Origin of the sequence: Streptomyces sp. NPDC096013 (assembly GCF_044763565.1) — a bacterium.
Classification (GTDB): Bacteria; Actinomycetota; Actinomycetes; order Streptomycetales; family Streptomycetaceae; genus Streptomyces.
Genome location: NZ_JBIWGK010000010.1, coordinates 327357 through 339576 on the forward strand (window position 1 = coordinate 327357; position 12220 = coordinate 339576).

General features: G+C 70.3%; 10 protein-coding genes. 6 read left to right on the forward strand and 4 right to left on the reverse strand.

All coding sequences use genetic code 11. The features are described 5' to 3' along the window. The first annotated feature begins 24 nt into the window (after positions 1 to 24). The 3 genes from ACIRB1_RS31390 (at position 25) to ACIRB1_RS31400 (ending at position 3527) form a co-directional block, all read left to right on the forward strand. Complete coding sequence (locus tag ACIRB1_RS31390; RefSeq protein WP_352186050.1) at positions 25 to 1152, forward strand: SIS domain-containing protein; 1128 nt, start codon at positions 25 to 27, stop codon at positions 1150 to 1152. A gap of 97 nt (positions 1153 to 1249) precedes the next feature. Beyond that, positions 1250 to 2401, forward strand: a complete 1152-nt coding sequence (manA, locus tag ACIRB1_RS31395; RefSeq protein ID WP_352186049.1) for a mannose-6-phosphate isomerase, class I — start codon at positions 1250 to 1252, stop codon at positions 2399 to 2401. A 145-nt stretch (positions 2402 to 2546) separates the two neighbouring features. Then, positions 2547 to 3527 (forward strand): cation diffusion facilitator family transporter, encoded by a 981-nt coding sequence (locus ACIRB1_RS31400; RefSeq protein WP_403467750.1) that lies wholly within the window; start codon positions 2547 to 2549, stop codon positions 3525 to 3527. A 61-nt stretch (positions 3528 to 3588) separates the two neighbouring features. On the opposite strand, the gene lepB is transcribed toward ACIRB1_RS31400, so the two are convergent. Together lepB and ACIRB1_RS31410 are read right to left on the reverse strand one after the other, a co-directional pair. Beyond that, positions 3589 to 4266 carry a signal peptidase I gene (gene lepB, locus ACIRB1_RS31405; RefSeq protein WP_403467751.1) on the reverse strand — a complete coding sequence of 226 codons (678 nt, stop codon included), beginning with the start codon at positions 4264 to 4266 and terminating at the stop codon, positions 3589 to 3591. Between the two features lie 219 nt (positions 4267 to 4485). Continuing rightward, positions 4486 to 6924, reverse strand: coding sequence for a fructose-specific PTS transporter subunit EIIC (locus ACIRB1_RS31410; RefSeq protein ID WP_403467752.1), 2439 nt, complete (start codon positions 6922 to 6924; stop codon positions 4486 to 4488). A 470-nt stretch (positions 6925 to 7394) separates the two neighbouring features. Between ACIRB1_RS31410 and ahcY the strand changes: the two genes are divergently transcribed. Both ahcY and ACIRB1_RS31420 read left to right on the forward strand, forming a co-directional pair. Beyond that, entirely contained in the window at positions 7395 to 8852 is a 1458-nt protein-coding gene (ahcY, locus tag ACIRB1_RS31415; protein ID WP_352186045.1) for an adenosylhomocysteinase, read from the forward strand. A gap of 177 nt (positions 8853 to 9029) precedes the next feature. Then, positions 9030 to 9644 carry a hypothetical protein gene (locus ACIRB1_RS31420; protein ID WP_352186044.1) on the forward strand — a complete coding sequence of 205 codons (615 nt, stop codon included), beginning with the start codon at positions 9030 to 9032 and terminating at the stop codon, positions 9642 to 9644. Positions 9645 to 9688: 44 nt separating this feature from the next. Here ACIRB1_RS31420 and ACIRB1_RS31425 read toward each other — a convergent pair whose 3' ends face one another. After that, positions 9689 to 10681 (reverse strand): RDD family protein, encoded by a 993-nt coding sequence (locus ACIRB1_RS31425; RefSeq protein ID WP_403467753.1) that lies wholly within the window; start codon positions 10679 to 10681, stop codon positions 9689 to 9691. A gap of 129 nt (positions 10682 to 10810) precedes the next feature. On the opposite strand from ACIRB1_RS31425, the gene ACIRB1_RS31430 reads away from it, so the two are divergent. Further along, positions 10811 to 11818, forward strand: a complete 1008-nt coding sequence (locus ACIRB1_RS31430; RefSeq protein WP_403467754.1) for a stage II sporulation protein M — start codon at positions 10811 to 10813, stop codon at positions 11816 to 11818. 156 nt (positions 11819 to 11974) lie between these two features. On the opposite strand, the gene ACIRB1_RS31435 is transcribed toward ACIRB1_RS31430, so the two are convergent. Next, on the reverse strand, positions 11975 to 12220 hold a 246-nt coding region (locus tag ACIRB1_RS31435), incomplete at its 5' end, for a hypothetical protein (RefSeq protein WP_403467755.1).

Below are 12220 nucleotides of genomic sequence, written 5' to 3' on the forward strand. Positions count from 1 at the left end.
CGACGCGTTCGGAGGCTGCCGCCCATGCTCGACGAATCGCTGCTCGACACCCCTGAGGCACTGGCCGAGGCCGACCGCCGAGCCCTGCTCCGCGGTGCCGCCGAAGCCGGTGCGAGGGTGCGTACCGCCGCCCGGCACGCCGCCGAGGCAGGCGTCCACGACCTGAAACCGGACGGCCGCCCCCGCGCCATCCTGATCGCCGGCCCCGGCGCCGCCGCGACCTGCGTCGCCGACCTGCTCGGCACCCTCGCCGGCGCCGGCAGCCCCGTCGCCCGCCTCGCGCCCACCGGCGTCGCCCCCGCGGCAGGCGCCCTGCGCTGGGAACTCCCGGGCTGGGCGGGCTCGGTGGACCTCCTGCTGATCACCACCCCGGACGGTAGCGAACCCGGCCTGTCCCTCCTCGCCGAGCAGGCCTACCGCCGCGGCTGCACCGTCGTCGCCGTGGCCCCGAGCCGCAGCCCCCTCACCGAGGCGGTGGACGGCGCCCACGGCCTCTTCGTACCGATGGCGACCGCACCGTACGAACACGACGAACCCCTCGCCGCCTCCGCCCCCGGAGTCCTCTGGGCGCTGCTCACCCCGCTGCTCGCGATCCTGGACCGCACCGGGCTGCTCAGCGCGCCCCCGGAGGCCCTGGAGAAGGTCGCCGACCGGCTCGACCAGGTCGCCGAGCGCTGCGGGCCCGCCATCGCGACGTACAGCAACCCGGCCAAGACCCTGGCCTCCGAACTCGCCGACTCGCTCCCGGTGATCTGGACGGAGGGCACGTCGGCCGGTCCGGCGGGCCGCCGATTCGCCGCAGCGCTCGCGGAGCTGGCCGGCCGCCCCGCGCTCGTCTCCGAGCTGCCCGAGGCGCTCGCCGAGCACAACGCCCTGCTGGCCGGACCGCTCGCCGCGAGCGCCGACCCCGACGACTTCTTCCGCGACCGCGTGGAGGAGGCACCCGCGCTGCACGCACGCGTGGTGCTGCTCCGGGACCGCCCGATCGGCGGCCTCTCCGCCGCGCCCACCGCCCGTGACCTGGCCCTCAGCCACGACACGCCGATCAGCGAGCTGGAGCCGGAAGAGGGCGGCGAGCTGGAGACCCTCGCGGAACTGATCGCCATGACGGATTTCGCCGCCGTTTACCTGGCGCTCGCCTCGGGCGCCTGATCTTGTCGTCGAAGCCCTGACCGCCGTACACCGACGTACGTGGCGCGAATCCGCGTCATACCCAGGTCGTACGCAGAGAGAACCGGTAGAGACCCGCATGGACCGCCTCGACAACACCGTCCGCCCCTACGCCTGGGGTTCCACCACCGCCATCCCCGAGCTGCTCGGCGTCGAGCCCAGCGGTGAACCGCAGGCGGAGATGTGGATGGGGGCCCACCCGGGCGCACCCTCGCGCACCGCGCGCGGGACCCTCGTCGAGGTCATCGAGGCAGCTCCGGAGCGGGAGTTGGGCGACAAGGCGGTCGCGAAGTTCGGCCCCCGGCTGCCCTTCCTGCTGAAGATCCTCGCCGCCGGCGCCCCCCTCTCCCTCCAGGTGCACCCCAACCTGGAGCAGGCCAAGGAGGGTTACGCCGACGAGGAGCGCCGGGGCATCCCCGTGGACGCCCCGCACCGCAACTACAAGGACGCCAACCACAAGCCCGAACTGATCTGCGCGCTCACGGAGTTCGACGGCCTGTGCGGCTTCCGCGACCCGCTGCGCGCCGCCGACCTGCTCGCCGGCCTCGGCGTCGACTCCCTGAAGCCCTACGTCGACCTCCTCCACGCACACCCCGAGGAAGCCGCCCTGCGCGAGGTCCTCACGGCGATCCTCACCGCCGACCCCGAGGAGATGCGCCACACGGTCACCGCGGCGGCGACCGCCTGCACCCGCCTCGGCGGCGAGTACGAGCCCTACGCCGACATCGCCCACCACTACCCGGGCGACCCCGGCGTGATCGCGGCCATGCTCCTGAACCACGTCCGACTCCAGCCCGGCGAGGCCCTGTTCCTCGGCGCCGGCATCCCGCACGCCTACCTCAACGGCCTCGGCGTCGAGATCATGGCCAACTCCGACAACGTTCTGCGCTGCGGCCTCACCCCCAAGCACGTCGACGTCCCCGAACTCCTGCGCATCGTCAACTTCGAGGCGAGTGACCCCGGAGTACTGCGCCCCGAGGCGTCCCCGGACGGCGAGGAGGTCTACGAGACCCCCATCGACGAGTTCCGGCTGTCCCGGTACGTCCTCCCCGAGGGCACCGGCGCCCACGACCTCACCCTCGACACCCCGCAGATCCTGCTGTGCACCGCCGGTTCGGTGAAGGCGGGGGAGTTCGAACTCGGACCCGGCCAGTCGGTGTTCGTCCCGGCGGGCGACCCGGCCGAGGTGTCCGGCGTGGGGACCCTGTTCCGGGCCACTGTGATCGTATGACCGGGCCTGTGGATACCTGACGCGCCGTCGCCGGGCAGGGCTGCAAGAATGACTCACCGGCAAAGGGCGGGCAAAGACGTTGGACGGCCCATCCGGGGCAGACGTCCGATGGAGACGTACGAAGGCGAAGGGACACCGCGAACACATGAGCGCGTCAGGCGGCACCAGGGCGATCGTGGCGGCACTCGGCGCCAACCTCGCGATCGCGGCATCGAAGTTCGTCGCGTTCGCCTTCAGCGGCTCGTCCTCGATGCTCGCCGAGGGCGTCCACTCCCTCGCCGACTCCGGCAACCAGGCACTGCTCCTGATCGGCGGTAAGAAGGCCCAGCGCGAGGCCACCCCCCAACACCCCTTCGGCTACGGCCGCGAGCGCTACATCTACGCCTTCCTCGTCTCCATCGTCCTCTTCTCCGTCGGCGGCATGTTCGCCGTCTACGAGGGCTACGAGAAGATCAAGCACCCGCACGAACTGGAGCACTGGTACTGGCCGGTGGGCGTCCTGCTCTTCGCGATCATCGCCGAGGGCTTCTCGTTCCGCACGGCCATCAAGGAGTCGAACGAACTGCGGGGCACGCACTCCTGGTCCCAGTTCATCCGCCGCGCCAAGGCCCCCGAGCTGCCGGTCGTCCTCCTGGAGGACTTCGGCGCGCTCATCGGTCTGGTCCTCGCCCTCGGCGGCGTCGGCATGGCCCTGCTCACCGGCGACGGCGTCTGGGACGGCATCGGCACCCTCTGCATCGGCATCCTGCTCATCCTGATCGCCCTCGTGCTGGCCGCCGAGACGAAGTCCCTGCTGCTCGGCGAGTCCGCCGGCCTCGAAGACGTCCAGAAGATCGAGGCCGCCGTCGTCGACGGCCACACGGTCACCGGCATCATCCACATGCGCACGCTCCACCTCGGCCCCGAGGAACTGCTCGTCGCCGCCAAGATCGCCGTCCAGCACGACGACACGGCCGCCGAGGTCGCCACCGCGATCAACGCCGCCGAAGCCCGCATCCGCGAGGCCGTCCCGATCGCCCGGGTCATCTACCTCGAACCCGACATCTACAGCGAGTCCGAAGCCACCAAGGGCCCGGACCGCGAAGCCACCCCCGGAGGCCCGGCCCAGCACCCCGCCGAGCACTGACTCCGTTCACCGCTACGGCAGCGGGGCCCGCCGAGACGTCAGCCGGGCCCCGCCGCCCCGGCTAGACCCGCTGCACGGGCCACGGCGCCACCGGCACCGCCCGCTGCCGCCGCCGTACGACGAACGCGGCGATCCCCAGGCCGATCCCGACCAGCGCGAGCAGGACTCCGCCGATGACGGCCCCGCCGATGCCGGAGGCGACCGTACGGTCGTCGGTCACCCGGCCCCGCACGGCGGATTCGGCCACGGTGCCGTCGTGGTCGCTCGCGAAGAAACGTGAGTCCATCGAGTCCGCCCGGTTGTCACCGAGCAGGAACAGCCGCCCCTTCGGGACCGTCACGTCGTACGTCTTGTGCACGCCGTCGACATCGCCCTGCTTCACATAGGGCTCCGCCAGCGGCTTGCCGTTCACGGTGATCCGCGCGGCCGTGCCCGAACCCGTGCAGCACACCACGCGGTCCCCGCCCACCCCGACGACCCGCTGCATCACGCTCGCGCTGGACCCGTAGCGGTCCGGCGCCGAGAACAGCACGACGTCACCGCGGTGCACGTCACCGCCGTCGAGCTGCTCGTAGATGATCCGGTCACCCGGCTTGTACGTCGGCGTCATGCTCTGACTGCTGATGGTGGAGCTGCCGTAGGAACTCCGCCCGTACGCGAACGCGCCGACCGTCAACGCCACCCCCAACAGCCCCACCACGACAGCCGCGACCCCCAGTCCCCGCCCCTTGCCCGACATCGTTTCCCTCCCCATGCGGCACTTCCGCGGGGGCGAGGGTAGCGGGCGTCCGTGAACGGTCGGTGCGGGCCCACGCCCCACGAGAGGCACGAATCCGCACCGGCTGCGACCCCTCCGCGGACAGACCACAGGCACTCGGCGGCCCGGGCCCTGATCATCGCCGCAGACAGGCGTGCCAGGTCCAGCCTTTGCGACACGATCCGCCGGAAGGGTCCGGTCCTAACCGACCTCGCTCAGCACACCGAGCACCGCAGACTCGTCCTCGGCCGCCGACAACCGCTCCCGGAACCCGGCATCCGTCAACTTCCGTGACAGCAGCGCCAGAATCCGCAGATGCTCGTCCCCGGCCGCCGCCTCCGGCACGGCGATCATGAACACCAGCCGGGCCTTCGTACCGTCCAGGGAGCCCCACTCGACCCCCTCCGCCGACCGCGCGAACCCGACGACCGGCGCACTCACCGCATCCGTCTTGGCATGCGGAATCGCGATCTCCTCCCCGAGCCCGGTCGTCCCCTGCGCCTCCCGCCGCAACGCGGTCGCCACCAACTCCTCGACGTCCACGACCTTCCCGGTCCGCGCCAGGAGCCCGGCCATCTCCCGGATCACACCCTCCTTGCCGTCCGCGTCGAGCCGCACCTTGACGGTCTGCGCGATGAGATAGCCGGAGAGGACTTCCGGGACATCGTCAGGGAGAGCCTCGGGGGAAATTCCGGGGTGGATCTCCGGGTCGGGAATCGCGGCGGGGGAGCGGGAGGCGGAGCCGGAACCAGAATCGGAACCGGGGGTGCCTTCGGCGTCGGCCGAGCCGGAGTTGACCGAGTCGGCATCGGTGGTCGAGCCTGCGTCGGCCGAGTCGCCGTAGGCCAGGTCGGCCTTGGCCAGGTCAGTGTCGGCCAAGCCCGAGCCGGCCGAACCGGAGTCGATCAGCCCCGAGTTGCCCAGCCCCGAGTCGGCCCAGTCATCGCCCACCCGGGCCCCAACGCCAGCCGCAGGCCCCGCACTTGACCTGTCCGACCTGCCCGACCCGCCCGTACTGACCACACCGCCCGCAGCCGTGCCCCCACGCGAAGCCCGCTCCGCTACGACGACCCCGGCGCCCGGCACTCCGGACCCGCCCCGGGACCCGACCCCGGCCCCGACCGCTGCCCCGACCAACGCAAGCTGCTCAGGTTCGCCCGTGCCATCCCCGTGGTCGGGGGACCCGCGCCGTTTCCGCTCACTCACGTCGACCAGCGCGACCGTCGTCACCGCGGTGACCGCCGTACCGATCGCGACCGCCACGAAGAACATCGGTACGCCGCTCACCGCGCCCAGCACCGCCACGATCGGTCCGCCATGCGGCACCGCGTCCTTCACCCCGGCGAGCCCGGCGACCGCACCGGCGACCGCGCCGCCCAGCATGTTGGCGGGGATGACCTGCGCGGGCCGGGCCGCCGCGAACGGGATCGCGCCCTCGGAGATGCCGAAGCAGCCCATGAACAGCGAGGCCAGACCGGTCTCCCGCTCCTGCTCGGTGTAGAGGCGCCGCCGCATCAACGTGGCCAGGCCCTGGCCGAGCGGCATCACCGGGATCGCGGCGGCGCACATTCCCATCACGGACTGGTTGCCGGTCGCGATGAGCCCCGCGCCGAAGAGGAACGCCGTCTTGTTGACCGGCCCGCCCATGTCGAACGCGATCATCAGCCCCAGGATCGTGCCGAGCAGGATCGCGCTGGTGCCGGTCATCCCACCGAGCCAGCTGGTGAGGTGCTCGAACACCCACGAGATCGGCTTCCCGATGACGTAGATGAAGAACAGCCCCAGCGCCGTCGTCGCCACGATCGGGATCACGATGATCGGCATGATCGGCTGGACGAACTTCGGGACCTGGACCTTCTTGATCCACAGCACCAGATACCCGGCGAGGAACCCGGTCACGATCGCCCCGATGAATCCGGCGCCGGCCTTCGAGTCGTACAGCGAACCGGTGTTGGCGATCCAGCCGCCGATCATGCCCGGCACGAGCGCGGGGCGGTCGCCGATCGCGTAGGCGATGTAGCCGGACAGGATCGGCACCATCAGCGTGAAACCGATCACGCCGATGTTGTTCACGTCCATCCAGAAGGAGCCCTTCGGGATGACCAGACCGCCCGAGGGGTCCGGGTGGCCGCCGAGCGACAGCGAGACCGCGATCAGCAGCCCGCCGACCACGACGAACGGGATCATGTAACTGACCCCGTTCATCAGCGCCTTGTACGCGACGCTCCGCTCCCTGCCGCCCGGCGCCGCAGCCGCCGCGGCCGTACCGCCCGCCGTGTGCACGGGCGCCGACCGCACCTGCTCGATCAGCCGCTCGGGATGCCTGATGCCCTCGGCGACCCCGACCACGAGGACCCGCTTGCCGGCGAAACGGCTCAGGTCCACGTCCTTGTCGGCGGCGACGATCACACCGTCCGCGGTGCTGACATCGTTGTCATCGAGGACGTTTTCAGCCCCGATGGAACCCTGCGTCTCCACCTTCATGTCGATACCGCGGCTCGCGGCGGCCTGCGCGAGCTTCTCCGCGGCCATGTACGTGTGGGCGATGCCGGTCGGGCACGCGGTCACCGCGAGCAGCTTCAACCGCTGCCGCTCGCCTTCGCCGCGGCCCGTGGGGGGAGGGCCGGCCGTACTCGTCACGTCGTTCTCCTAACACCTTCGTCGCGCGGAACGCCGTCCCGGACGTCCCGCAAGATCGACCAGAGACTCCTGATCTCCGTGCATCCTGCAACATCCGACGCCCGACCCAAAGACACGGAAGTCCCAGGTCGCCGTCGTCCACTCCGCTCCGCCCACCGCGTTCGGGCATCGTGTCGCAGCTCCCCCGGAAACCCGATCCGACACCTGGCGTCCGCTCGAGTTCGGCTTGATCCGTCCGGAGGCGGGCTGGGGGCGGTCGGGTCCACCGGTGTAGCTTGGGTGAGAGCCAGACGTCGCTGCTGATGGCGGTCGGGCGGTCCCACCGCGGACCGACCGAGGGAGAGAGGGCCTCCGACGGACTGCGCTGCGCGTACGCGGGCATTCCTGTGCCCTCCTCCGGGCACCCCTGTGTCCGCCGCCGCGCAGACCAGCCGTTCCCACCTCGCCCCAACCCCGAGGAGCACATCTCCATGACGACTGTCGACAACCGACAGGACTTCAAGGTCGCCGATCTCTCCCTGGCCGAGTTCGGCCGCAAGGAGATCACCCTCGCCGAGCACGAGATGCCCGGCCTGATGTCCATCCGCCGCGAGTTCGCCGAGGCCCAGCCGCTGGCCGGCGCCCGGATCATGGGCTCGCTGCACATGACCGTGCAGACCGCCGTCCTGATCGAGACCCTGGTCGCCCTCGGCGCCGAGGTCCGCTGGGTGTCCTGCAACATCTTCTCCACCCAGGACCACGCGGCCGCCGCCATCGCCGTCGGCCCGAACGGTACGCCCGAGAACCCCCAGGGCATCCCGGTCTTCGCCTGGAAGGGCGAGACCCTGGAGGAGTACTGGTGGTGCACGGAGCAGGCGCTGACCTGGCCGAACACCCCCACCGGCGGCCCGAACATGATCCTGGACGACGGCGGCGACGCCACCCTCCTCGTCCACAAGGGCGTCGAGTACGAGAAGGCCGGCAAGGTCCCCTCGCCCGACACCGCCGAGAACGACGAGCACCGCGTCATTCTCGAACTCCTCAACCGCACCATCTCCGACGGCTCGCAGAAGTGGACCCAACTCGCCTCGGAGATCCGCGGCGTGACCGAGGAGACCACGACCGGCGTGCACCGTCTCTACGAGATGCACCGTGACGGCACCCTCCTGTTCCCGGCGATCAACGTGAACGACGCCGTCACCAAGTCGAAGTTCGACAACAAGTACGGCTGCCGCCACTCCCTGATCGACGGCATCAACCGCGCCACCGACGTCCTCATCGGCGGCAAGACCGCGGTCGTCTGCGGCTACGGCGACGTGGGCAAGGGCTGCGCGGAGTCCCTGCGCGGACAGGGCGCCCGCGTGATCATCACCGAGATCGACCCGATCTGCGCGCTCCAGGCGGCGATGGACGGCTACCAGGTCACGACGCTGGACGAGGTCATCGACAAGGCCGACATCTTCGTCACCACGACCGGCAACAAGGACATCATCATGGCCGCGGACATGGCCAAGATGAAGCACCAGGCGATCGTCGGCAACATCGGCCACTTCGACAACGAGATCGACATGGCCGGCCTCGCGCAGATCCCGGGCATCGTCAAGGACGAGGTCAAGCCGCAGGTCCACACCTGGACGTTCCCCGACGGCAAGGTCCTCATCGTGCTGTCCGAGGGCCGCCTGCTGAACCTGGGCAACGCCACGGGCCACCCCTCGTTCGTGATGTCCAACTCCTTCGCGGACCAGACCCTGGCCCAGATCGAGCTGTTCACCAAGCCCGAGGAGTACCCGACCGACGTCTACGTGCTGCCCAAGCACCTCGACGAGAAGGTCGCCCGCCTCCACCTGGACGCGCTCGGCGTGAAGCTGACCACGCTCCGCCCCGAGCAGGCCGCGTACATCGGCGTCGAGGTCGACGGCCCGTACAAGTCGGACCACTACCGCTACTGAGCCGGCGACCCCGCCGGCTGTGACCCCGCCCGCTGTGTCCGCGTCCGTGCACTGACGCGGCCTCAGCGGCAGGGACTCAGCAGCAGATCCTCCGAGGCAGGCCCCCGCACCCCCGTGCCGGGGGCCTGCCCCTTTGGTTCCGTCGGCCCGACCGGCCCGTCAAGACCCAGGACCCCGATGCCCCGCGGCCGTTATTCGCTCCACGATCCGCACGATCACACCCCCCTCGCTGACGAACACTTCCAGTGCGCCCCCGGCCCGTCCGGCTGGCGTTATGTCTCCCAGCTCACCGCCCCCTCCGGCGATCACAGCGGCTCCGTCGACCTCACACTCGACGAACTCGGCCGCCCCATCCGGCTGGAACTCCACGCGGCGAGCTGGCAGGTGCGCGGCGCCGCTCTCGACGGCGTCACCTGGGTCCGCACCGACCCCACCGGCACCGATGCCACCGAAGGCAATGTCCGCGCGCACGCCTTCACCGGCACCTCCCCCGCGTTCCTCATCGCCACCACCCGTCTCCTGCGCCTCACCCCTTCCACGTCCGCGACCCGCGTCCGCCTGGTCAGCCTCACGGAACCGGTCCTCGCCCCCCGCACCGTGGACCAGTCCTGGGCCTTGCTGAAAAGAGAAACACACGGCACTGACAACGGCCCCCTGACCGTGGACGAATACCAGGTCACAGCCCTGGACACGGGCGAGCAGCACGCCGTGCACATCGCCGGGGACGTGGTCCTCGCGGCACCCGGCATCGAGCTGGAGGAACTGGAGTCGCCGCCCTCCGTCTTCGGCTGAGCGGCGATGTTCAGGGCCGGTTGCCGCGACGCGGCTGAGCTGCGTCAGGCGGGCGGCGCGAACCCGGTGGAGGGACGAGGCTCGGCGGGCGCCGGGTTCTGCGGCGCCGACGGCTCGGGGCTGGTTACGGTTCGACCGGCTTCCGGAGCCGCCGCAGGGTCACGCCGGACCGGAGGAGTGGCGCCGTACCCCTGCTGCTGCGGAGCCGGCGACGGCGGGAGCGCCGAGTGGCCGAAGGCTCCCGGCACACGCGCTCCGGGCCTGACCCCGCCGCCGGGTGTGGGCCCGCCGTTCCCGAAGGCCCGCCGCACATCCCGCGCCTGCCGCTCCTGCACCACAGCCGCCAGATACGCGGCCGGCGGCACCCCCTGCGGAGCCGGAGCCCCCGTACGCGCCACGAGGTCCGCCGCGAGCCGCTCGGCCATGGCCCAGCCGACCTGCGGATCCAGCTGCTGCATCCGCGTCAGGTACTGCCGGATCGCCAGCCACAGCCCATCGGGAACGGCGGACAGATCGAGCTCCGCGAAACGCCCCGTCAACCACGGCGGCGGCGGAGGCACGAACGCCGTCTGCCCGGCGGACACCCTTTCCCGTACGACCAGAGTGCCCGCGAACACATCGCCGAGCCGTCGGCCACGCGCCGAGACGAGCGAGGCGATACAGGCGACGACCCCGAACGTCATCAGGATCTCGATCACCCCGATCGCGCCGCGCACCAGCGCGTGCCGGAACCGGATCGGCCCGCCGTCGTCCCGCACCACGCGCAAACCGAGCGCCAGCTTCCCCAGCGAGCGCCCGTGGCTCAGCGTCTCCACCGCTATGGGCCCGCCGACCAGCACCAGCACGAAGGCCGCGATCGACAGCGCGATCTGCGCAGCGTCGTCCAAAGATCCCGCGGAAAAGATCAGCACCACGGTGACGCCGGTGTAGGCGGCGATGGCCACGATCAGATCGAGCAGCACCGCCAGCGCCCTGCTGGGCAGTCTCGCGGGGCGCAACTCCAGCGCCACCGCCTCGCCCGTCACCAGCTCACTCACGCCTGCCGCCCTTCCCCTGCCCTGCCCCTGGAACAGCCAGTCTGCCAAGCTGAGGGCACATCGTGCCCCAGTACGACAAGCTGATCCCAGGATCAGTGGTCGACGAGCAGCCGAGGAGCAGGCAACCAGATGGACCTCGACGTCTTCGTCTCGGCCCACAGAGCCGAGTGGGACCGCCTCGACGCGCTGCTCCGCCGCAGGCGTCGCCTCAACGGCGCCGAGGCCGACGAACTCGTCGCGCTGTACCAGCGCACGGCCACCCATCTCTCCCTGATCCAGTCGAGCGCCCCGGACCCCCAGCTCACCGGCCGGCTCAGCCAACTGGTGGCCCGCGCGCGTAGTGCGGTCACAGGAACCCGTCGCGCCTCCTGGCGCGATGTCACACGCTTCCTGGGACACAGTTTTCCGGCCGCGGTCTACAGAGCACGCCATTGGTGGGTCCCTACGGCTTTGCTGTCGACCGTGGTGGCGATCCTCCTGGGCTGGTGGATAGGCACCCACCCCGAGGTGCAGTCCTCCATCGCGGCCCCGAGCCAACTGCGGGAACTCACCCGCCCCGGTGGCGAGTACGAGACCTACTACTCCAGCCACCCGGCGGCGGCCTTCGCCGCACAGGTCTGGACGAACAACGCACAGGCCGCCGCGATGTGCCTGGTCCTGGGCGTCTTCCTGGGCCTGCCTGTCCTCTGGATCCTCTTCCAGAACATGCTCAACCTGGGAGTCGGCATCGGCCTGATGTCGTCCGCGGGCCGCCTCGACACGTTCCTCGGCCTGATCCTCCCGCACGGCCTGCTCGAACTCACGGCGGTCTTCGTGGCGGCCGGCACCGGGATGCGCCTGGGGTGGACCCTCATCGACCCCGGTCCACGCTCCCGACGTACAGCGCTCGCCGAAGAGGGCCGAGCAGCCGTTGGCATGGCCATTGGCTTGGCCCTGGTCCTGTTCATCTCGGGCGCCATCGAAGGCTTCATCACCCCGTCGGGCCTCCCCACCTGGGCCCGCATCGGCATCGGCATCCTCGCCGAAGGAGCGTTCCTGACGTACGTCTACGTCCTGGGCGGTCGCGCCGTACGCGCCGGGGACACGGGCGACGTCGAAGAGGCCGAGCGCAGCTCCCTGGTGCCCACAGCCGCCTGATGTGCGGTCACTCCCGCTGAGCTGCTAGTCTCCTCTTCGCCCCACAGGAGCCGTTGACACGGACCGGTCGGGGAGGTAGATTCGAACAGTTGCCTAGAACTGGATCTGGTCCGGTCGGTGACAGTGAGTGTCTGTCTGCTTCTGGAAACTTCGATTTCAAAGAAGCCGCACTCCCGATGAATCGGAAAAGAACGGCCGGTCAATCCGGTCCGGAACTTCTGATAAAGTCGGAACCGCCGGAAAGGGAAACGCGAAAGCGGAAACCTGGAAAGCACCGAGGAAATCGGAACCGGAAACGGTCTGATAAAGTCGGAAACGCAAGACCGAAGGGAAAAGCCCGGAGGAAAGCCCGAGAGGGTGAGTACAAAGGAAGCGTCCGTTCCTTGAGAACTCAACAGCGTG

What these genes read in the sequence shown, in the direction of transcription:
- lepB (WP_403467751.1), bottom strand. Translation starts at nt 4,266, where the DNA reads ATGTCGGGCAAGGGGCGGGGACTGGGGGTCGCGGCTGTCGTGGTGGGG.
- ACIRB1_RS31390 (WP_352186050.1), top strand. Translation starts at nt 25, where the DNA reads ATGCTCGACGAATCGCTGCTCGACACCCCTGAGGCACTGGCCGAGGCC.
- ACIRB1_RS31430 (WP_403467754.1), top strand. Translation starts at nt 10,811, where the DNA reads ATGGACCTCGACGTCTTCGTCTCGGCCCACAGAGCCGAGTGGGACCGC.
- manA (WP_352186049.1), top strand. Translation starts at nt 1,250, where the DNA reads ATGGACCGCCTCGACAACACCGTCCGCCCCTACGCCTGGGGTTCCACC.
- ahcY (WP_352186045.1), top strand. Translation starts at nt 7,395, where the DNA reads ATGACGACTGTCGACAACCGACAGGACTTCAAGGTCGCCGATCTCTCC.
- ACIRB1_RS31420 (WP_352186044.1), top strand. Translation starts at nt 9,030, where the DNA reads ATGCCCCGCGGCCGTTATTCGCTCCACGATCCGCACGATCACACCCCC.
- ACIRB1_RS31400 (WP_403467750.1), top strand. Translation starts at nt 2,547, where the DNA reads ATGAGCGCGTCAGGCGGCACCAGGGCGATCGTGGCGGCACTCGGCGCC.